Raw genomic sequence first — 21277 nt, forward strand, 5'->3', positions numbered from 1 at the left:
GCCTGTCCGTTGCGGAGCATGAGGCTGGCGACAGGCACGTTGAGAGAATAACCACGATGAGCCGCTCTACTGAGGTCGTGAGATGAAACTAACGAAGTATCTAAAACCAACCGGTTGGCTTCTGGCCGGTGCCGCCGCGCTGCTGCTCAGCGGGTGCGACGCCGTGCTGCTGGATCCGAAAGGCTCCATCGGCGTGCAAGAGCGCAACCTCATCTACACAGCGTTCGGCCTCATGCTGATCGTGGTGATCCCGGTCATCGTGATGACCTTCCTGTTCGCCTGGAAGTACCGCGCTACCAACAAGGAAGCCAAGTACACCCCGAACTGGGCCCACTCCTACAAGATCGAAGCCGTGGTCTGGCTGGTCCCCCTAGCCATCGTGGTGTTCCTGAGCATCCTGTCCTGGAAGACCTCCCACGAACTGGATCCCTTCAAGCCGCTCGATCATCCCGAGCAGCCGCTGGTGATCGAAGCGGTCTCGATGGACTGGAAATGGCTGTTCATCTATCCCGAGCAGGGCATTGCCTCGGTGAACGAGATCGCCATTCCGGTCAATCGTCCGGTGCAGTTCAAGATCACCTCCGAGTCGGTCATGAACACCCTGTCCATCCCGGCCCTGGGCGGCATGATCTATGCCATGTCCGGCATGCAGAGCCAGTTGCACCTGATCGCCGATCACCCCGGCGAGTTCGAGGGTCGCTCGGCCAACTACAGCGGCGCCGGCTTCTCCGACATGATCTTTACCGTGCACGCGGTACCCACCGCTGGCGATTTCGACGCCTGGGTGAACAAGGTCAAGCAATCGGGTGGCAAGACCCTGGATCAGGCGAGCTACACCGAGCTGGCCAAGCCCAGCGAGAAGCAGCCGATCGCCTACTACTCGACGGTCGAGCCGGATCTGTTCAGAACGGTCATCAAGAAGTTCATGAAGTCCGACTTCAGCAAGCAGACCGATCACGTGATGGACATGAGCCAGCACGGCGGTCAACACGGTACCGAGGAATAAGTTATGTTCGGTAAATTAACTCTGGCGGATATTCCGTATCACGAGCCGATCATTCTCGTGACGTTCGTTGTGGTCGCCCTGGGCGGCCTTGGACTCATCGGGGCGCTCAGCTACTTCGGCAAGTGGGGCTATCTCTGGAAAGAGTGGCTGACCACCGTCGACCACAAGAAGATCGGCGTGATGTACTTCATCGTCGCGCTGGTCATGCTGCTCCGTGGCTTCTCCGACGCCATCCTGATGCGTAGCCAGCAGGCCATCGCCTCTGGCGGCGCCGAGGGCTACCTGCCACCGCACCACTACGACCAGATCTTCACCGCCCACGGCGTGATCATGATCTTCTTCGTGGCGATGCCGTTCGTGGCCGGCCTGATGAATGTGGTGACACCGCTGCAGATCGGTGCCCGCGACGTGGCCTTCCCCTTCCTAAACTCACTGAGCTTCTGGCTGTTCGTGGCCGGCGCCGTGCTGATCATGATGTCGCTGTTCGTGGGCGAATTCGCCGCGACCGGCTGGGTGGCCTATCCGCCGCTGTCAGGCATCAAGTACAGTCCAGGCGTAGGGATGGACTACTACATCTGGGCCCTTCAGCTTTCCGGTATCGGGACGACCCTGACCGGCGTCAACTTCTTCGTGACCGTGCTGAAGATGCGTACCAAGGGCATGACCCTGATGCGCATGCCGATCTTCACCTGGACCTCGTGGTGTACTGCCATTCTGATCATGGCGGCCTTCCCGATCCTGACCGTGACCCTGGCACTGCTGACCTTGGACCGTTACCTGGGCTTCCACTTCTTCACCGCGGAAGCCGGTGGCAACCAGATGATGTACACCAACCTGATCTGGGCCTGGGGCCACCCCGAGGTATACATCCTGATCCTGCCGGCCTTCGGCGTGTTCTCGGAAGTGACCTCCACCTTCAGCAAGAAGCGTCTGTTTGGCTATGTATCGATGGTCTGGGCGACGGTAGCCATTACCGTGCTGTCCTTCATCGTCTGGCTGCACCACTTCTTCACCATGGGTTCGGGCGGTAACGTCAACGCCTTCTTCGGCATCGCGACGATGATCATTGCGATCCCGACAGGGGTGAAGATCTTCACCTGGCTGTTCACCATGTACCAGGGTCGTATCCAGTTCACCTCGCCGATGCTCTGGACCCTGGGCTTCATCGTGACCTTCAGCATCGGCGGCATGACCGGCGTACTGCTGGCGGTACCGGGTGCGGACTTCGTGCTGCACAACAGCCTGTTCCTGATCGCCCACTTCCACAACGTGATCATCGGCGGCGCCGTGTTCGGCTACTTCGCCGGCATGATCTACTGGTTCCCGAAGGTGTTCGGCTTCAAGCTGAACGAGAAGCTGAACAAGCAGGCCTTCTGGTGTTGGCTGATCGGTTTCTACGTCGCCTTCATGCCGCTTTACATGCTGGGCTTCATGGGCATGACCCGTCGTCTGAACCACTACGACAACCCTGACTGGCACCCCTTCCTGGTGACCGCCGCCATTGGCGCCGGCATCATCGCCTTGGGCATCCTCAGCCAGCTGTGGATGTTCTACGTCAGTATCCGCGACCGCAATCTGCCGGAAAACGTGGACGTGACGGGCGATCCGTGGGATGGCCGTACCCTGGAATGGTCGACCTCGTCGCCGCCGCCCTTCTACAACTTCGCTGAAGTGCCGGAAGTGCACGACATCGACGCCTACTGGGGCATGAAGGAAAAAGGCATCACCGAGAAGAAGGATGCGGACTACAAGAAGATCCACATGCCGCGCAACACCGCTGCCGGCATCGTGATCAGCTTCTTCGCTCTGATCCTCGGCTTCGCCCTGATCTGGCACATCTGGTGGCTGGCCATCGCCAGCTTCGTGGGTTGCATCGTCAGTGCGGTCGTCCGCAGCTACGACGACGATGTCGACTACTACGTACCGGCGGAAGAAGTGGCGCGAATCGAAACCGCGCGCATTCAGTCCCTGGCGAAATTCAAGCAGGCCTAATCCAATGGCGAATCAAGTTATGCATAACGAAGTCGCCCATGCCGAGGAGCATGGGCACCACGACGCCGGATCGATGAAGACATTCGGCTTCTGGTCCTACCTGATGACCGACTGCATTCTGTTCGGGACGCTGTTTGCGACCTATGCAGTCCTGAGCGGGGCCCATGCCGATGGCCCCTCCCAGAAGGACATCTTCGAACTGTCGTTCGTCCTGGTCGAAACCTTCCTGCTGCTGTTCTCCAGTATCACCTACGGCTTCGCCATGATTGCTCAGCACCATGGCAGCAAGGGTGGCGTTCTGGGCTGGCTGGCGGTCACCTGGCTGTTCGGTGCCGGCTTCATCGGCATGGAAGTCTATGAGTTCCATCACCTGATCGAAGAGGGCTACGGCCCGGATCGCAGTGCCTTCCTGTCGTCGTTCTTCGCGCTGGTCGGTACCCACGGTCTGCACGTGAGCTCGGGTCTGATCTGGATGATCGTGCTGATGCTGCAGGTCGCTTCCAAGGGCCTGACCACCACCAACGTGACCCGCCTGTCGTGCCTGAGCCTGTTCTGGCACTTCCTGGACATCATCTGGATCTTCGTCTTCACCATCGTCTATCTGATGGGGGTTCTGTAATGGCGCACGATCATAACGCCCACGGGCACACCGCCGAGAGCCATGGCACTTTCAAGAGCTACATGGTCGGCTTCATCCTGTCGGTCATCCTGACGGTCATTCCCTTCGGTCTGGTGATGTTCCCCACCTTCTCCAAGGGCGCGACCCTGGCGATCGTGGTGATCATGGCGGTGGTACAGCTGCTGGTGCACCTGTACTTCTTCCTGCACCTGAACACCTCCGAAGAGCAGCGTTGGAACGTGATCTCCTTTGGTTTCACCGTGGTCATCGTCGGTATCGTGGTCGTGGGATCCCTGTGGATCATGTACCACATGCACAACAACATGATGATCCACTGAACCGGGCCGACGTGATGATCAAGAAGTACCTTCTCGTGACGAAGCCGGGCATCATCTTCGGCAACCTGATCTCGGTTGCCGGCGGGTTCTTCCTGGCGTCCAAAGGGAGCATCGACCCGCTGTTGCTGCTGGCGACGGCGATCGGGGTGTCGTTGGTCATTGCTTCCGGCTGCGTGTTCAACAACGTGATCGATAGGGACATCGATCAGAAGATGGAAAGAACCTGCAATCGCGCCCTGGTCCAGGGCACGATCTCCTCGAAGGTGGCGCTGGCCTATGCCGCCCTCCTCGGCCTGGCCGGGGTGGGGCTGCTGTACGGGGCGACCAATCTGGTCGCCACCGCCTTCGCGGTGATGGGTTTCGTGGTGTATGTAGGGCTCTACAGCCTCTGGCTGAAGCGCACCTCGGTATACGGCACCCTGGTCGGCAGCCTGTCCGGTGCCGCACCGCCGGTGATCGGCTACTGCGCCGCCAGCGGCCAGTTCGACAGTGGCGCTGCGGTACTGCTGCTGATCTTCTGCCTCTGGCAGATGCCGCACTCCTATGCCATCGCCATCTTCCGTCTCAAGGACTACACCGCGGCCTCGATTCCGGTACTGCCGGTAGCCAAGGGTATCGCGGTGACCAAGCGTCACATCGTCTGGTACACCGTGGCCTTCATGGCCGCCACCCTGCTGCTGACCGTGCTCGGCTATGCCGGCTACGTCTATCTGGCAGTGGCCGCCGTGATCGGCGCCTGGTGGCTGCGCCTGGCCTTCATGGGCTATCAGGCCGAGAACGACGTGCAATGGGCACGCAAGCTGTTCGGGTTCTCCATCATCGCCATCACCGCCCTGAGCGTCATGATGTCGGTGGACTTCCAGATCCCGGGTGACGTGCTGCTGACCTACGCGCGCTGAGACGCCCCGCTCCATGAAAAAGCCCGGCCTGGTGCCGGGCTTTTTCATGCCTGGGTGAAAGCACCTCCACTAGTCCTGGTTGGTGATGACGCGCCAGGTCTGACGGCGGCTGGGTTGGGGCGGTATAAACAAAGACTTATCACCACACTCAGTACCGACGCAGGAAGATCCATATGTGGAAAGGTCTGCGTAGGTCCCACCTATACTGCTACCTTCGTTTCTGTAGAGAAACGGCACGATACCCCCTAGCAAACCATCCAGCTGAATACGTCCATAAACCGTATCTGAACCCAGATCAAACAGACCGCTATTGTTGCCACCCGTGTAAGGGTTTAAGGCATAGAGATAAGTAGTGACCCCGCTGGTACAGATGTCAGTACTGGGTATCAGTGAACTCATCAACAGCGTGCCTCTGAACAGCTGAGGCTCGTTGACCACCAGCTCGCCATTCAGCGGCAGATTGAGGTACCAACCCTGCTTGCCATTAACAGCGGTGATGGAGTCATAGCTCACCGAAGTCATCGAGACTGTATTCGCCGTGCTGCTGACGCTGGATCCGGCAGAGCTGGTGTAACTGATGCGCTGATCGTTGCCCAGGGTCTGTTGCTGCAGATTGGCAGTGGTCAGCGCTGGGGTACTGCCAGCTGCCGAGCCGTCGGTCTGGCGATCCCAGATGCCATAGAGGGTCATGGCCTTGCCGGGATTGGCGATGGCATCGTTGGCTTCGAGGTACTTGCCGGTGCCAAAGATCACCAGATGCCCTGTTCCACTGGGATGGGCGATCACCAAAGGACTTGCGGTGATTGGCTGTGCCAAATTGGTGAGACCGCGTGCGACACTGCTAGCCTCGGCGGTGTACAGCGGGCGATTGCCGAAGGCCACCCGCAATTCATTTGGCAAGGCAGAAGTGGTTAGCGAGCTACCGATCAAGTCGAAGCGCCAGAGATTGCCCCGCAGATCACCTGCGTACGCATAGTCGCCGACTAAGTCGCCATCGACATCGGCGACGAAGGGCGAACTCAGACCGTTGGGAGTGGCCTGGCCATCACTGACAGGCAAGGCCTTCACCAGGCTGCCATTAGCCACGTTCATCACGTACAGCACCGCGTTGTCTTGATCACTGTTGTAGCCGTTGCTGACTACCACGCCCCAGCTTCCCGTGTGCAGCCGAGTAATCACGGGCTGACCATAGGTGAAGCCCAGGTTCTTGTAGTCGGCATCCGCAGCTGATTTTTCCCAGAGCAATTTCGGCGCGTCGGGATTGGTGATGTCCAGGGCGAAGATACCCCGCCCCCCTCCACGCAGCGTGCCGATCAGCACAGTATGCCAGGCGCTGTCGAAATAGACGTCCCCCACCACCGGCGTGTTGTCAACGTAGGACTGATGGCCACCACCGTTGTAACTGCGCTCAGTCAGCCGCGGGAGATTGGCCATGACGGCGCTGGGGACGAAGGCAAAGACTTCCTGCCCCTGGTCATCGAAAGCATGCAGCATGCCGTCGTTGGCCCCTACATAGATGCGTCGTGCCCGGGACGCATTGGAAGCGCGGAAGGTCGCGTAGGTATTGTTGCCTACCATCGCGTTCATCAGGGCGATGGGACTGTTGGGAGCGGCCACCACCACCGGTGAGGAATTCACGATGTCACCGAGGATCTGGCTACGCGGGCGCAAGGACGGCTTGGCTCCGGGCGTTTCCAGGCTGCGATCCCCGCGCAGATAATCCACCCGGCGACTGCCGTAGGTGTCAGTGGCGCCGCTCGAGGTCCTATTAAGCACGAGTTGTTGATCGGCAGTCAGATTCTCCCAGGTAAAATCGGCCCGGACGCCGCCCTTGGCCATGTAGATCTTGCGGGTCGCAAAGGCGGTGTTGCCAGGGGGGAAACGGGTATTTAGCTGCTGAGCGGCGCTCCATATCCGAGTCCGGGTGGCGGCGGTGCGCTGGTACTTGATGACGTCCCCGCTCCAGTCGGTACTGGAAAAGGATGGGACATAGGAAAAAAGCGCAGTGGTGTTTCCTACTCGGGTAGGAGAAACGGTCTGGCTAGCCCCGACGCTGGTGGACTGGGTAATGCGCGTGACGACCTTGCCAAGGGAAGTGATCAGGTCGCTGGCGTTCTCGGCGCTAAAGAACTCACCCCGCGAGTTGATCGCGGCGTGCCAGAGATCATAGACGTTGTTCTGATTGACCGAGTTGTCCGCCCCGGCCACTGGCCAGGCCGTGGTGCCTGCTGTCAATCCTGCATAGCCACCAGAGAAGGTATCGCCACCCCAGGCCGGATTGACCAGGGCACTGCTCAGCCCGATGCCGACGTAGAAGCCGGTGAGATGCTGCCAGGTCGCCGGATCGTTACGCGGATTCCAGTAAGGGGGCAGCGTTCGGGCGCCCTGGATCTCGCCGGTGCTGACCGTATTGTAGGGAGACACCTTGTTGTCCAGGTTGGGCTGGGCATCGGTACGCCAGTAGAGAAAGGCCAGATCTGCAAGAGTGCTGGGTGTACCGTCCTGGAACGGCGCCTGGAGGGAGTACTGCTGGCCGTCCGGGAGGGTTGCGGCGGTACCGTCGACGTTGCCGGAATTCAGCGCAGAGTTCCAGATACCATCGGTCACCACCAGACTGTAGCTGGCACGACATCCATAGACTGGTGCTTCGCTACTACCTGGCTGAGAGGCATAGGGACTTTCACTGCCCGTGGTCTTAAGTAGTTCGCCGACCCGGGCAACCGCCTGGAGCAGGGGCGTGCTCTGGTTGTAGTAGACATCGCCCAGCCAGGTGAAGAAAGCCGCCCGGTGCGCGCCAGTGAAGGGCCGCAGGCGATTGTCGTAGGCCGCTGGACTCGAGTTGCCTATGCCGCGACAGTTGGCATTGGCCGTCACCAGGATGCAGCTGTCGTTGGTACCCAGCGCCTGCCAACCGAGCCGAATATTTTCCGAAGCATCTGCCAAGGCCAGATTGGTCGCCGTTTGGGCAGCCAAGGCACGGCTGCGATAGAAGGAATACCAGTTGGCGAAGTTCTGTCGCTCGTCCGTGCCATTGGGACCGGATGCGGGGCTGACCAGTACCCGCCGGTAGCAGCCATCGGACTGCAGGGCGGCGGGAAGACAGGTACTAAGCGTCGTATCGTAGAGATAGTAATAGGCCTGTGCGCCGGTAATGGCAGCAGAGACATTGGTGTTGGCCGTGACCGTATAGTTGACTGAAGAAATTACCCCGAGCAGCCCATAGTTCACGTTGCGAGTACAGGTAACGTTGCTGTAGGTAACAGCCGGCGTATTGGCGATGCTCGCGCTACAACTACCATTAAGCGCCGCCCCGGTCAGCAAGCGCTGCAGCAAAGAAGCATCGCTGATACTGACCTGGGCACCATTGACGCTCTCGGTAAAGCCAGCCCCCAGCAGAATGTTGAGCAGCGTGAGGGTGCCATAGGTCGAACTGGTGCCACGGTAGGTGCCGCTACTGAAAAAATCCTGGGAAGGATTTTCGGCCAACATGCTCGGACTATTGTTCTGCAACCCTGGATTGCCGTATGCGTTGCCCCGGGCCACATTGGGATCGGTGGTGACCAGATTAGGGTTGTAACTCCAACTTACCCGGTAATCGGTGGCCAGATTGACGCTGCCCAAGCCGGGGCGATAGCCATTAACGTAGGCACTAGTGAAGCTGGTAGTAAGGCGCGTACGGGTCAAGCCACTCGTATCGCTGTAGCTCACGGTATAGGGCGCGGGATAAGTGATTGCCGGGTTGTAGTAGAGGCTGTTAAAGGCTGCAGACTTGGCACGCCGCGTCGGGCGGATGGCATCGGTATTGGACGCATCCGGCACCACCGCCATCTGCATGCTGGTGGAGTTATCCAGGGTCACGAACAGATTGGGGCCCACGCTGTTGGTAAGGAACAGGGGCTGCTGACTGAGATTCAAAGCCGTGGCCTGGATGCGGTCTACACCCACCACAGCCATCAGAGCGACGACTCCCAGTACGACTCGACTCATGGCACCTCCAGCAAGACGACGCTTTGCAGTATCACCGGGAAGCGCCTGCCCCTGTCTTGAGCCACGGCCGTCACCCGAAACAGATTGGTGACTGGCGCCGAGACATCGACCGAGCTGCTGCCGATGGCCGTCACTACCCAACGGGGTGTCTGGGCGAAGGAAGCGCTGCCATCTGAGCCGCGATAGGCGACCGTACGAGCCGTAGGCGCCCGGGGATCATCCTGATTCGACTGCAGCGCCGCGACAGCCCAGGTCTGGGTCAGGGCGCTATTATCGAGATCGCTGGCCTTGGTCAAGATGCAGAGGTCACCGCTAGGAGTTTCGGCGAACGCCTCGTTCAAGGTAGGCACGCTATCCAGGCAGCTAGCGAAACCTGCGCTGAAGGCGGTAAAGGCTGGCTCCTGGCTGAGGGCCATCAACCGCCGCTCCCCCTCGCGCAGGGCGGCCTCCGCGGCATTGAAGGCCTGGGTGTTTTCCAGGGCGGCGCCGCCGCTGCGGGCCTGCAGCAAGGTCTGACGCATGCTGGAGGCGGCCAGCAGCGACAGCAGTAATAACATTACCAGGGCGATCAGCAAGGTCGCACCGCGCTGACTGACACTGACGGAAGTCATAGCGCGAGATTCCTGAGGGTGACGGTACTCTGCAGGATCTGCATAGGTCGACTGGCGTCCGCGATCTGCAGTCCGGTAAGGGTTTGCCAGTTGGCAGCCGCATTGCTGGCCACGTCACTGGGTAGCGCCTCGCGGGTGTTGAGTAGCGCCGCATAACGCACCGCGGGCGCATCCGCCTTGGGTGGAATGGACCAGCGAAAGTCCTGCAACCCCTGCACCAGCACCTCGCTACCTTTTGGGGTTAGAGTGCCATCTCGCTCGCTCCAGACCGTGCATCTCAGAGTGCCATCGCCTGGAATGTCGCTTGCCATATATCGCAGCTTTATCAGGACATTACCGCCGGTGTTGAGATTCACCCGGGGAATGACATTGCCCAGGCAATCCAAGTCCTTGCCGTCCAACGCCCCCTGATAGCGAATGCATACCCCGGTAGGCGCCTCGACGCTGTCCGTAGTCGCGCCAATGGTGACGCCAGGGTCAAAGACAGGGCATTTGATGCCATCGACTGGATCTTCCTTGGAGTCAACCCTGGGAAAGGCTGCCTCCAAATTGCCCTGATAGCGGATGTCGGCGCGGAAGCCGGTGCGCGCGAGTTGCCGATCGAGTACCTGGAAGATCAGCTGGGCGTTGTTGCGATTGCCGGTCTGGCCCTGCTGGAAGAGAAAGCTGCGCTTGTTGTTGATATAGATCTGCGAAACGCCCAGCACCAGAAAGGTGCCCACGGTCAGGGCGATCATCATTTCGATGAGTGAAAAGCCCTGGTGCCGGCTACGCGCAAAAAGTCTAATGCTCATGTCATAACTCCGAGCGTAGAGCGTAGTAACAGATACCAGCTGGGCAATTCAGTTGATCATTACTAACGTCTTGCCAGGCGATTACTACCATCACCGTTGCTCGTGCGGTGTTTTCGCAGACAGTCAGCGGTATCCCTGGATCCGTGGGACTTGCTGGCAAGAGAGGTACCTTGGACGCTGGACACACTGCGAAACTGCTGGCGATCAAGGCGTCCGTCACGGGTAGCAGCGCCTTTGCCTGATTCAACCAGCAAACCAGATCCTGACCCGCTACCGTCTCGCCGCCCGCAGAGCGATCCCGGGTCAAACAGGTCTTGCCGGCATCGAGTGCCTTGGTGCGAAAGTTGGTGCCGGGCTGCTTGATGTAGGCCCCGTCGATCTTGACCTTGTCACTGGCCACCACCTGGTCGCGGTTGCTGCGCATCAGTTCAAGCAGCTCGTTGGCCAGCACCATGGCGTTGCTGCGTTGCACCGAATCCTGGGACAACGCCACGCTACGCGTCTGCAGGGCGACCATGCCCAGCACGCCGATGCAGATGATCACCAGACTGACCAGCACCTCGATCATGCTGAACCCACCTTTGCGGCGCTTCATCTAGGTGCACCCCACGACGCTGGCACGGTTAGGCGTGTAGTCGATTACCGTCAGCACCCCACCCTGGTTGAGGGTGAATTGCTTGCCCTGGGTGAGCGCATTGGTGGCGCAGACGCGAATGGTGGCTTCGCCGCTGAGTTTCAGACTGCCATTGGGCTGGAAAGTCAGACTGGTAAGGGGAGCACCGCCGATGAAACCCGTCCCGTTGACGCCATTTCCCAGCCCGCCACTGTATTGCCGCAGGACTTCGGCATTGGGCAGCACCACGGTCTTGGCTGTGGTGATTTTCAGCGCGCCCATCCAGCCATTGGTATCTTCCGGCTCGGTGGTGATCACGACGTTCACTCCCCGGCTCATGGCTTCACTGCGCGCGTAATAGAGCGCGCGCTGCAACTCCCCGGCTGCCGCCTGGACGCGGTTGCTTTGCACCAGGTTCGCGAAGCCAGGCGCCGCTAGCGCCGTGACGATGCCCAGCAGCGCGATGACGACCAGGACCTCGATGAGCGTGAAACCCGAGAGGCGTTTCGACTGCATTCCCACCGCCTGAAAGCTCGTTACTTCACCTGATAGTAGTAAGGGCTCAGGCAGCCGCTATGACCGGCTATCGCTTCTATTTGCGAGGAAAGCTACCCGGATAAAGGTGTTCACCGGAGATGAGCGAAATAGAGCACAGCGTGATGAGCCGAGGATGGCAAGGCGGAATACGGGAAGCAGAAAGATTTCGGGATGACGCTCAGCCTGGCGCTGAGAAAATAATGTCCCAGAAACGCAAAAACCCTCCTGACGGAGGGTTTCTGGTAAAAATGGTGGGTCGTGCAGGATTCGAACCTGCGACCAATTGGTTAAAAGCCAACTGCTCTACCAACTGAGCTAACGACCCAAATATGGTCGGGGTAGGGGGATTCGAACTCCCGACATCCTGCTCCCAAAGCAGGCGCGCTACCGGGCTGCGCTATACCCGAGAATGGAAGTGGCTCCGCGACCTGGACTCGAACCAGGGACCCAATGATTAACAGTCATTTGCTCTACCGACTGAGCTATCGCGGAATTTCTCTCTTCCAACCCCTCTTACGTAAGTGCCTTTCGAGCTTTGCCGTAAGTGAGGTGCGCCATTTTACGGAAGTAGAAACAGACGTCAACACCTAGCCTGCTGTTTTTTCACAAATTTATCGGAAACGCCGGGCGACCCTGGGATCACCCGGCCATTTCCTAGGCGAAGACGATCTCGTCGCCCTCCAGTCGACCCTGGATCCGGCTGTTCGGCGCGAAGGCACCGGACAGGATGCGCTGGGCCAGCGGGTTCTCGATCCAGCGCTGGATCGCCCGCTTGAGCGGACGTGCCCCATAGACCGGGTCGTAACCCACCGCGACCAGCTTGTCCAAGGCCTCCGGGGTCAGCTCCAGGTGCAGATCGCGCTCGGCCAGGCGCTGACCCAGTTGCTGCAGCTGGATCTCAGCGATACCGGCGATCTGCTCGCGCCCCAGGGGCTCGAACACCACCACCTCGTCGATACGGTTGACGAACTCGGGCCGGAAATGCCCCGCCACCGCATCCATCACCGCCGCCCGCTGGGCATCGGGATCGCCCACCAGCTCCTGGATCTGCGCCGAGCCCAGGTTCGAGGTCATGACGATCACCGCATTGCGGAAGTCCACGGTACGTCCCTGGCTGTCGGTCAGGCGACCGTCGTCCAGCACCTGCAGGAGGATGTTGAACACATCCGGATGAGCCTTTTCCACCTCGTCGAGCAGGACCACCGAATAGGGTTTGCGCCGTACGGCCTCGGTCAGGTAGCCGCCCTCCTCGTAGCCGACGTAGCCGGGCGGTGCACCGATCAGGCGAGCCACGGAGTGCTTCTCCATGAACTCGGACATGTCGATGCGCACCATGGCGTCTTCGGTATCAAAGAGGAATTCCGCCAACGACTTGCACAGCTCGGTCTTGCCCACCCCGGTCGGGCCGAGGAAGAGGAAGGAACCGCTGGGCTTGTTGGGGTCCGACAACCCGGCCCGCGAGCGACGCACGGCGTTGGCCACGGCGGTGACCGCCTCGTCCTGGCCGATCACCCGGTTGTGCAGGGCCTCTTCCATGCGCAGCAGCTTGTCGCGCTCGCCTTCGAGCATCTTGCTGACCGGAATGCCGGTCCACTTGGAGACCACCTCGGCGATCTCGTCTTCGGTGACCTTGTTGCGCAAGAGCTGGTTGGCCGGCTTCTCGTGCTGGTCGACCATCTGCAGACTGCGCTCCAGATCAGGAATGGTGCCGTACTGCAGCTCGGCCATGCGATTGAGGTCACCCTTGCGCCGGGCCGCCTCCAGCTCGGTACGCGCCTGCTCGATGCGCTGCTGCAACTGGGCGGAATCCTGGACCTCGGCCTTTTCGGCTTTCCAGATTTCCTCCAGGTCGGCGTATTCCTGTTCGAGGCGGGCAATGTCTTCGTCGAGTTTTTCCAGACGCTTGCGCGCGGCCTCGTCTTCTTCCTTCTTCAGCGCCTGACGTTCCACCTTGAGCTGGATCAGCCGGCGATCGAGGCGATCCAGGGCCTCCGGCTTGGAGTCGATCTCCATGCGGATGCGGCTGGCGGCCTCGTCGATCAGGTCGATGGCCTTGTCCGGCAACTGGCGGTCGGTGATGTAGCGATGGGACAGCTTGGCCGCGGCGATGATGGCGCCGTCGGTGATGGCCACCTTGTGGTGCACCTCGTAGCGCTCCTTGAGGCCCCGCAGGATGGCGATGGTGTCCTCTTCGCTCGGCTCGTCCACCAGCACCTTCTGGAAGCGTCGCTCCAGAGCCGCGTCCTTCTCGATGTACTGGCGGTACTCGTCGAGGGTGGTGGCACCGACGCAATGCAGCTCACCACGGGCCAGGGCCGGCTTGAGCATGTTGCCAGCATCCATGGCGCCCTCGGCCTTGCCGGCGCCGACCATGGTGTGCAGTTCGTCGATGAACAGGATGATGCGGCCTTCCTGCTTGCTCAGTTCGTTGAGCACGCCCTTGAGGCGCTCCTCGAATTCACCGCGGAACTTGGCGCCGGCGATCAGGGCACCCATGTCCAGCGCCAGCAGGCGCTTGTCCTTGAGGCCGTCGGGTACTTCACCATTGATGATGCGCTGGGCAAGGCCCTCGGCGATGGCGGTCTTGCCGACGCCGGGTTCGCCGATCAGCACCGGGTTGTTCTTGGTGCGGCGCTGCAGGACCTGGATGGTGCGGCGGATCTCGTCGTCCCGGCCGATCACCGGGTCGAGCTTGCCGTCCTCGGCACGCTTGGTGAGATCGACGGTGAACTTGTCCAAGGCCTTGCGGCTGTCCTCGGCATTGGCGTCGTTGACCGCCTCGCCGCCGCGCAGGTTGTTGATGGCGTTCTCCAGCGCCTTGCGCGAGACGCCCTGCCCCAGCAGCAACTTGCCGAGGCGGGTGTTCTCGTCCATGGCGGCGAGCAGCACCAGCTCGCTGGAGATGAACTGGTCACCCTTCTGCTGGGCCAGGCGATCGGCCTGATTGAGCAGGCGCGCCAGATCCTGGGAAAGATTCACATCGCCGTTGGGATTCTGGATCTTGGGCAGCTTGTCCAGCTCTTCGGCAAGGGTCTTGCGCAGGCTGGCGAGGTCGAAGCCGACCTGCCGCAGCAGCGGGGAAATGGAACCGCCCTGCTGTTCGAGCAGGGCAGAGAACAGGTGCAGAGGCTCGATGGCCGGATGGTCGTGGCCGACGGCCAGGGACTGGGCATCCGACAGGGCGAGCTGCAGCTTGCTGGTGAAACGGTCTATACGCATGGGCAAGGTCCTATCTGAAACGCGGGACAGCGCGACAGTAAGGCGCTTTCGATTACCCGCGGGAATGACCTTTAGATAGGGGCGATGCGTAACGATTCAAGCCAGAGAGGCTTGACATCCCAAAAAAAGACCTAGGGCTTGATCCAGATCAGGCTGGCGAAGCGCCCGGTACGGGCGGCGCGCCGATAGGAAAAGAAACGCTGGTCATCGGCGAAGGTATCGAAGCCGCCACCATAGACCGCCGTGATGCCCTGAGCGGCGAGACGCAGACGAGCCAGGGCATAGAGATCGCCCAGGTACTTGTCCCCGCCCCTGGCCACGAAGCAGCGCTCGGCGTCGCCCTGCTGGGCGACAAAGGCCTCACGCACCTCGGCACCGACCTCGAAGCTGGCCGGACCTATGGCCGGGCCCAGCCAGACCAGTACCTCGGCGGGGGCTACCTCCAGACTGGCCGCGGCAGCTTCCAGTACGCCACCTGCCAGACCGCGCCAGCCGGCATGGGCCGCCGCGACGCGGGAGCCGTCACGCCGGCAGAACAGCGCCGGCAGGCAATCGGCGGTCATCATGGTCACCGCTACACCGGGCGTGGCCGTCCAGGCCGCATCGGCACGCAGCACCTGCGTAGGATCGGCTTCGACGACAGCGGTACCATGGACCTGTTCGAGCCAGGCCGGCTGACACCCCAGGGCTTCGCCCAGGCGTCGACGATTCTCGGCAACCGCCGCCGGATCGTCACCGACGTGATTACCGAGGTTGAAGCTGGCGAAAGGCGACTGACTGACCCCACCCAAACGGGTGGTGACGCAGGCCTGGACGCCGACCGGCGCCGGCCAGTCCGGCCGCAGCCAGTCGGCGCCGATCATTCGAAGGATTCCCGGTCCTGGCGCAGCAGATCCAGCAGCCAGACCAAATCCTCGGGCAGCGGCGACTCCCAGCGCAGGCGCTCGCCGGTCACCGGATGATCCAGTTCGAGGAAGCGCGCGTGCAGCGCCTGGCGCGGAAATTCGCGCAGGGTCTTGATCAGGGTCGGATTGGTCGCCGGCGGGATCTTGAAGCGCCCGCCATAGACCGGATCGCCCACCAGCGGAAAACCGACGTGGGTCATGTGCACACGGATCTGGTGGGTGCGCCCGGTTTCCAGCTTGACCCGGGTATGGGTATAGGCGCGGAAGCGCTCCAGCACGCGGTAGTGACTGACAGCGGGCTTGCCGCCGGCGATCACCGCCATCTGCTGGCGACGCTGGGAATGACGACCGATGGGCGCATTGACCGTGCCGCCGGCGACGATCACCCCGGCGACGACGGCTTCATAGATGCGGCTCACCGAGCGTGCCTGCAACTGGGCGACCAGATGGGTATGGGCTTCCAGGGTCTTGGCCACCACCATGAGTCCGGTGGTGTCCTTGTCCAGGCGATGGACGATGCCGGCACGCGGCACGCTCTCCAAGCCGGGCACGTGGTGCAGCAGGGCATTGAGCAGGGTGCCATCGGCATGGCCGGCGGCCGGATGCACCACCAGACCGGCCGGCTTGTCGAGCACCAGCAGGTGATCGTCTTCGTAGACGATGTCCAGCTCGATGTCCTGGGCCACCCATTCGCCCTGGGCCTCGCGTTCGGCTCGCAGCGCCAGCTGGGCGCCACCATGGACGGTGTCGCGCGGGCGCAACACGGCGCCGTCGACGGTCAGGCTGCCGTCCTTGATCCAGGCGGCGAGACGCGAGCGAGAGTGTTCGGCGAACAGCTGGGCAGCGACCTGATCGAGGCGCTGACCACCCAGTTCGTAGGGGACTTCGGCATTGAGAACGATGGATTCGGACATGGATCTGCGCGGGCAATGGCAGGGCTTTTGGAATCGGCCCGACCCTGTGGTTAAATACGGCGACTTTTTTGCCCCGGCATTCCGGGTCGATCATCATAACAGGACGGTTCCGGCCCCGTCACAGGCTAGGTGAGTGCTCTCCGCGCTCATCCCTGCACCGCCGACCGTTTCGGGGAATCCAAGCCGCCATGCAATTGAAGCACCTGCTGCTGGTCACCAGCCTAGTCCTCACCGCCGCCTGCTCCTCGAAAGCGCCCGAGGTTCCGGAAAATCTGCCGGAGGGCGAGCTCTATACCCAGGCTCAGCGCGATATCTCCAACAGCAGCTACACGGATGCCATCAGCAAGCTGAAGGCCCTGGAGTCGCGGTATCCCTTCGGTCGCTATGCCGAACAGGCCCAGCTCGAGCTGATCTACGCCAACTACAAGAACGGCGAGCCGGAAGCGGCGCGCACGGCGGCGGATCGCTTCATCCGCCTGCATCCGCAGCACCCCAACGTCGATTACGCCTACTACATGAAGGGCGTGTCCTCCTTCGAACAGGATCGCGGCCTGCTGGCGCGCTTCCTGCCGCTGGACATGACCAAGCGTGATCCGGGCGCGGCGCGCGACTCCTTCAACGACTTCGCCCAGTTCACCAGCCGCTTCCCCAACAGCCGTTACGCCCCGGACGCCAAGGCGCGCATGGTCTATCTGCGCAACCTGCTGGCGGCCTACGACGTGCACGTCGGCCACTACTACCTGACCCGCAAGGCCTACGTGGCCGCCGCCAACCGCGGTCGCTACGTGGTCGAGAACTTCCAGGGCACCCCGTCCGTGGGTGACGGCCTGGCGATCATGACCGAAGCCTACAAGCACCTGGGCCTCAACGACCTGGCGGCCACCAGCCTGGAAACCCTCAAGCTCAACTACCCGGACAACGTCAGCCTCAAGGATGGCGAATTCCAGCTGCGCGAGCCGGACGACAAGGATCAGCAGCGCTCCTGGCTGACCCGTGCGACCCTGGGCCTGATCGATCGCCCGAGCGATCCGCTGCCGCCCGGCGAGACCCGCGCCAGCCAGGACATCCAGCGCAAGTACCAGGAAGAGCGTGACAATCTGGCGCCCGAGCTGCGCATCGTCGACCCGGCCGAGGCCGAGAAGGCCGGTGGCGCGACGCCGGCGCCGGCCAAGCGTTCCTGGTTCAGCCGCCTGACCTTTGGTCTGTTCGACTGATTCCGCGTCGGACGTGAAAAGGGGAAGCCAGTGGCTTCCCCTTTTTTATTGCGCCGGAACCGGTGACCTAGTCGCCAATGCGCCAGCCCGAGGTGATGGGGTAGCGCCGGTCACGCCCGAAACCGCGCTGGGTGACCCGGGCGCCCACCGCCGCCTGGCGCCGCTTGTATTCGTTGAGATCCACCAGGCGCAGCACCCTGCGCACCGTTTCCTCGTCGAAGCCGGCGGCGACGATATCCACCGCCGAGAGATCCTGCTCGACATACAGGCGCAGGATCTCGTCGAGCACCGGATAGGGCGGCAGCGAGTCCTCGTCCTTCTGGTCGGGCGACAGCTCGGCCGACGGCGGGCGGTCGATCACCCGCTGCGGAATCACCTCGCCATCTCGATTGCGGTACTCGCAGAGGCGGAACACCAGGGTCTTGGGCACATCCTTGAGCACGTCGAAGCCGCCGGCCATGTCGCCATAGAGGGTGGCGTAACCGACGGCCATCTCGCTCTTGTTGCCGGTGGTGAGCACCAGATAGCCCTTCTTGTTGGAAATGGCCATCAGCAGGGTTCCGCGGCAACGCGCCTGCAGATTTTCCTCGGTGGTATCCCGTCCGAGCCCGGCGAATTCACCGGCCAGGGTCTCCTGGAAGGCCTCGACCATGGACGCGATGGGCAGCACGCTGTAGCGCACCCCCAGGCTCCGTGCCTCGGCTTCGGCGTCTTCCAGGCTGATCTGGGCGGTGTAGTGGTAGGGCATCATCACCGCCTCCACCTGCTCCGCGCCCAGCGCATCCGCGGCGACCGCCAGCACCAGGGCCGAATCGATACCTCCGGACAGCCCCAGTACCACGCCCTTGAAGCCGTTCTTGCGCACGTAGTCGCGCACCCCGAGCACCAGGGCGTCATAGACGCTGGCCTCCAGCGAGGCGACGGGAGTGAGCACGGCCGGCTGCGGTTGCAGAGCCTCATCGAAGATGACCGGATAGAGCCCCTCGAAGAAGGCCGGCGCGCGCTGGCTGACCTGCCCCCGGGCATCGACCACGAAGGAATGGCCGTCGAACACCAGTTCGTCCTGACCACCCACCTGGTTGACGTAGACCACCGGCATGTTGCCTTCGCGGGCACGTTCGCCCACCACCGCCTCGCGCTCGGACTGCTTGCCGCCGTGGAAGGGTGATGCATTGAGGTTGAGCATCAGCCGCGCCCCGGCCGCGCGTGCCTTGGCCATGGGCTCGGCGAACCAGATGTCCTCGCAGATGGTGACGCCGATGGGCACGCCCTGGTAATCGAACACCGCGGCACTGTCGCCCGGCTCGAAATAGCGCTTCTCGTCGAACACCCGGTAGTTGGGCAATTGCTGCTTGCGATAGAAGGCCAACTCGGCGCCATCGCGATAGACCGCGCAGGCGTTGTAGCGCCGTCCTTCCTCCAGCCAGGGAAAACCCACCAGCACATGGATACCGGCAATCTCCTGGCGGATCCGCTGCAAGGCCTGCTCGATGCGGCGCTGCATGCTCGAGCGCAGCAGCAGGTCCTCCGGGGGATAGCCGCACAGCGACAATTCCGGGAAGACGATGAGATCGCCGTGCAAGTCATCCCGGGCCTCGCGGGCTGCGGCGATGATCCGATCCACATTGCCGTGGATGTCGCCGACCTTGAGGTTCACTTGCGCCATCACGACGTTCAGCAGCTGACTCATGCACTCTTCCTTGCCCGATTGATCGGCGCATTTTCCCGCATGCAGCGAAGCGGGACAATCGATGCCATGCAGGGCTCACCGGCTGCGGCAGCCCTGCTAAACTCCACCCTCCTTCACGCTGCGAGATCGCCATGGGTCTGCTTCGCCTGCTGTTGTGGCTCGTCCTCCTGGGCGCGCTGTTCTGGATGATCAGACGCTGGTGGCGCGGCAAGACGCAGACGCCCCCCGCCAAGGCACCCACGCTGCCGCCCAATGCCATGGTGCGCTGTGCCCATTGCGGCGTGCATGTGCCCCAGGCAAGAGCCCTGGCCGATGGCGAAGGCCAGCGCTGGTATTGCAGCGCCGAACACCGCCGGTTGCAGCATGAGCGCCGCGACTGATCCAGGCACCCTGAGAGCCGACGCGGTCCTGCGGCTCTATCATCTCTATCGCATCGTCATCGGCCTGGCGCTGGTGGTGCTGATTTCCAGCGACCTGGATCAGCACTGGCTGCGCACCGTCGACGGCCAGCTGTTCCGCCAGGCCAGCTGGGCCTACCTCGCCATCAACGCCGTGCTGGCGGTCGGCCAGCGGTTGTTGCGTGGCCGCGCCTTTACCCTGGCGCTGATCGACATCCTCGCCCTGGGCGGCCTGTTCTTCCTGGCCGGCGGCATCGCCAGCGGCATGGGCAGTCTGCTGGTGGTGACCGTCGGGGTGTCCAACGTCCTGATCCGTGGCCGCCGCGGCCTGCTGATCGCCGCCCTGGCCGCCATCGCCCTGCTGCTGGCGACCGGCTATCTCGACCTGCGCCGCGGCGACAGTGGCAGTGGCTATGTGCAGGCAGCGGGCCTGGGCACCCTCTGCTTCGCCACGGCGCTGCTGGTTCAAGGCCTGGTCCGGCGCCTGTTGGACAGCCAGGCCCTGGCCGAAACCCGCGCCACCGCCGTGGCCGAATTGGAAGCCCTCAACGCGCTGATCCTCGAACGCATGCGGACCGGTATCCTGGTATTCGATGCCGAATACCAGGTGCTGCTGGTGAATCCGGCAGCCCGCCGCCTGCTGGGGGTGGACGACGAGGACACCATCGCTCCCCTGGCCCTGGGGCTCGCCCAGCGCCTCGAGGAATGGGAGCGCAATCCCAGTATCCGGCCCGCGCCCTGGCGCGCCTATGCCAACGGCCCCCTGTTGCAACCCAGCTTCGCCCGCCTGCAGCAGGGCGAGGGTGAGCGGGTGCTGACCTTTCTCGAAGACGTCTCACGCATCGCCCAGCAAGCCCAGCAACTCAAGCTCGCCTCCCTCGGCCGTCTCACCGCCGGCATCGCCCACGAGATCCGCAATCCGCTGGGCGCCATCAGTCACGCCGCGCAACTGCTGCAGGAATCCGAAGAACTGGCCACGCCGGATCGGCGCCTGGCGCAGATCATCCAGGACCAGTCGCGGCGGATGAACCGGGTGGTGGAAAACGTCCTGCAGCTGTCACGCCGCCAGCAGGCCGCCCCCCAGCTGATCGACCTGCGCTACTGGGCGCACCGTTTCGCCGGGGAGCTGCGCCCTACCCTGCCCGCCGGCCAGACGCTGCACGTCAAGACCGAGCCTGGCACCCTGCAGACGCACATGGATCCTCACCAGCTGGGCCAGATCCTGACCAACCTGGTGCAGAACGGCCTGCGCTACAGCTGCCAGAAGAATGGCATCGGCCAGGTCTGGCTCAGCACCTACCGCGATCCGGAAAGCGACCTGCCCATCCTCGAGGTGGTCGACGACGGAGCCGGCGTCGCCGCCGAGCAGCTCGACCACCTGTTCGAGCCCTTCTTCACCACCGAAAACAAGGGGACCGGGCTGGGCCTGTACATCTCCCGCGAGCTTTGCGAGAGCAACCAGGCCAGACTTGGCTATCATCCCTTGGCGAATGGCAGCTGTTTTCGCATCACCTTCGCCCATCCCCGCACAATGAGCTGAG

The 21277-nt window shown here is 62.3% G+C and carries 17 protein-coding genes and 2 tRNA genes; 8 read left to right on the forward strand and 11 right to left on the reverse strand.

Annotated elements, in window-relative coordinates:
• Window positions 1-82 precede the first annotated feature (82 nt).
• Genes cyoA through cyoE form a run of 5 tightly spaced genes read left to right on the forward strand, consistent with a single transcriptional unit; the run spans window position 83 to window position 4854 of the window.
• A complete protein-coding gene (gene cyoA, locus BGI51_RS02770) occupies window positions 83-1006 on the forward strand; it encodes a ubiquinol oxidase subunit II (protein ID WP_133861286.1) in 924 nt (307 codons plus the stop codon).
• Window positions 1007-1009: 3 nt separating this feature from the next.
• Window positions 1010-2998 carry a cytochrome o ubiquinol oxidase subunit I gene (cyoB, locus tag BGI51_RS02775; RefSeq protein ID WP_158896248.1) on the forward strand — a complete coding sequence of 663 codons (1989 nt, stop codon included), beginning with the start codon at window positions 1010-1012 and terminating at the stop codon, window positions 2996-2998.
• Window positions 2999-3002: 4 nt separating this feature from the next.
• The gene (locus tag BGI51_RS02780; RefSeq protein WP_133861288.1) at window positions 3003-3617 is read left to right on the forward strand and encodes a cytochrome o ubiquinol oxidase subunit III; all 615 of its coding nucleotides are present in this window, start codon (window positions 3003-3005) and stop codon (window positions 3615-3617) included.
• Entirely contained in the window at window positions 3617-3955 is a 339-nt protein-coding gene (cyoD, locus tag BGI51_RS02785) for a cytochrome o ubiquinol oxidase subunit IV (RefSeq protein WP_133861289.1), read from the forward strand. The genes BGI51_RS02780 and cyoD overlap by 1 nt, the downstream gene beginning before the upstream one ends.
• Before the next feature lie 11 nt (window positions 3956-3966).
• Window positions 3967-4854: a heme o synthase gene (cyoE, locus tag BGI51_RS02790; RefSeq protein WP_252977194.1), complete on the forward strand. Its 888-nt coding sequence runs from the start codon at window positions 3967-3969 to the stop codon at window positions 4852-4854.
• Between the two features lie 69 nt (window positions 4855-4923).
• On the opposite strand, the gene BGI51_RS02795 is transcribed toward cyoE, so the two are convergent.
• The 10 genes from BGI51_RS02795 to rluD form a co-directional block, all read right to left on the reverse strand.
• Window positions 4924-8841, reverse strand: a complete 3918-nt coding sequence (locus BGI51_RS02795) for a pilus assembly protein (RefSeq protein ID WP_252977195.1) — start codon at window positions 8839-8841, stop codon at window positions 4924-4926.
• Complete coding sequence (locus tag BGI51_RS02800) at window positions 8838-9416, reverse strand: pilus assembly PilX family protein (RefSeq protein ID WP_252977196.1); 579 nt, start codon at window positions 9414-9416, stop codon at window positions 8838-8840. Before BGI51_RS02800 ends, BGI51_RS02795 begins: the two co-directional genes overlap by 4 nt.
• A gap of 32 nt (window positions 9417-9448) precedes the next feature.
• Complete coding sequence (locus BGI51_RS02805; RefSeq protein WP_187980242.1) at window positions 9449-10246, reverse strand: PilW family protein; 798 nt, start codon at window positions 10244-10246, stop codon at window positions 9449-9451.
• Between the two features lies 1 nt (window position 10247).
• Window positions 10248-10841 carry a type IV pilus modification protein PilV gene (gene pilV, locus BGI51_RS02810; RefSeq protein ID WP_187980243.1) on the reverse strand — a complete coding sequence of 198 codons (594 nt, stop codon included), beginning with the start codon at window positions 10839-10841 and terminating at the stop codon, window positions 10248-10250.
• Complete coding sequence (locus BGI51_RS02815) at window positions 10842-11375, reverse strand: GspH/FimT family pseudopilin (RefSeq protein ID WP_187980244.1); 534 nt, start codon at window positions 11373-11375, stop codon at window positions 10842-10844.
• Between the two features lie 270 nt (window positions 11376-11645).
• A tRNA-Lys gene (locus tag BGI51_RS02820) sits at window positions 11646-11721 on the reverse strand.
• A gap of 91 nt (window positions 11722-11812) precedes the next feature.
• A tRNA-Asn gene (locus BGI51_RS02825) sits at window positions 11813-11888 on the reverse strand.
• Between the two features lie 162 nt (window positions 11889-12050).
• On the reverse strand, window positions 12051-14615 hold the full coding sequence (gene clpB, locus BGI51_RS02830) for an ATP-dependent chaperone ClpB (protein ID WP_187980245.1): 2565 nt from the start codon (window positions 14613-14615) through the stop codon (window positions 12051-12053).
• Between the two features lie 131 nt (window positions 14616-14746).
• Complete coding sequence (gene pgeF / locus BGI51_RS02835) at window positions 14747-15478, reverse strand: peptidoglycan editing factor PgeF (protein WP_187980246.1); 732 nt, start codon at window positions 15476-15478, stop codon at window positions 14747-14749.
• Window positions 15475-16434 carry a 23S rRNA pseudouridine(1911/1915/1917) synthase RluD gene (gene rluD, locus BGI51_RS02840; protein WP_187980247.1) on the reverse strand — a complete coding sequence of 320 codons (960 nt, stop codon included), beginning with the start codon at window positions 16432-16434 and terminating at the stop codon, window positions 15475-15477. The genes pgeF and rluD overlap by 4 nt, the downstream gene beginning before the upstream one ends.
• 188 nt (window positions 16435-16622) lie before the next feature.
• Here rluD and BGI51_RS02845 point away from each other — a divergent pair, with 188 nt between their 5' ends.
• Window positions 16623-17648 (forward strand): outer membrane protein assembly factor BamD, encoded by a 1026-nt coding sequence (locus BGI51_RS02845; RefSeq protein ID WP_007160812.1) that lies wholly within the window; start codon window positions 16623-16625, stop codon window positions 17646-17648.
• A 67-nt stretch (window positions 17649-17715) separates the two neighbouring features.
• Here the strand turns inward: BGI51_RS02845 and BGI51_RS02850 are convergent, their stop codons facing one another.
• The gene (locus BGI51_RS02850; RefSeq protein ID WP_187980248.1) at window positions 17716-19338 is read right to left on the reverse strand and encodes an NAD+ synthase; all 1623 of its coding nucleotides are present in this window, start codon (window positions 19336-19338) and stop codon (window positions 17716-17718) included.
• A 131-nt stretch (window positions 19339-19469) separates the two neighbouring features.
• Between BGI51_RS02850 and BGI51_RS02855 the strand changes: the two genes are divergently transcribed.
• Both BGI51_RS02855 and BGI51_RS02860 read left to right on the forward strand, forming a co-directional pair.
• Window positions 19470-19718 carry a PP0621 family protein gene (locus BGI51_RS02855; RefSeq protein WP_187980249.1) on the forward strand — a complete coding sequence of 83 codons (249 nt, stop codon included), beginning with the start codon at window positions 19470-19472 and terminating at the stop codon, window positions 19716-19718.
• Window positions 19702-21276, forward strand: coding sequence for a sensor histidine kinase (locus BGI51_RS02860; RefSeq protein WP_187980250.1), 1575 nt, complete (start codon window positions 19702-19704; stop codon window positions 21274-21276). The genes BGI51_RS02855 and BGI51_RS02860 overlap by 17 nt, the downstream gene beginning before the upstream one ends.
• The last annotated feature ends 1 nt before the right edge of the window (window position 21277 follow it).

Origin of the sequence: Pseudomonas oryzihabitans, from assembly GCF_014522265.1 — a bacterium.
In the GTDB taxonomy this organism is placed as follows: Bacteria; Pseudomonadota; Gammaproteobacteria; order Pseudomonadales; family Pseudomonadaceae; genus Chryseomonas; species Chryseomonas aestiva.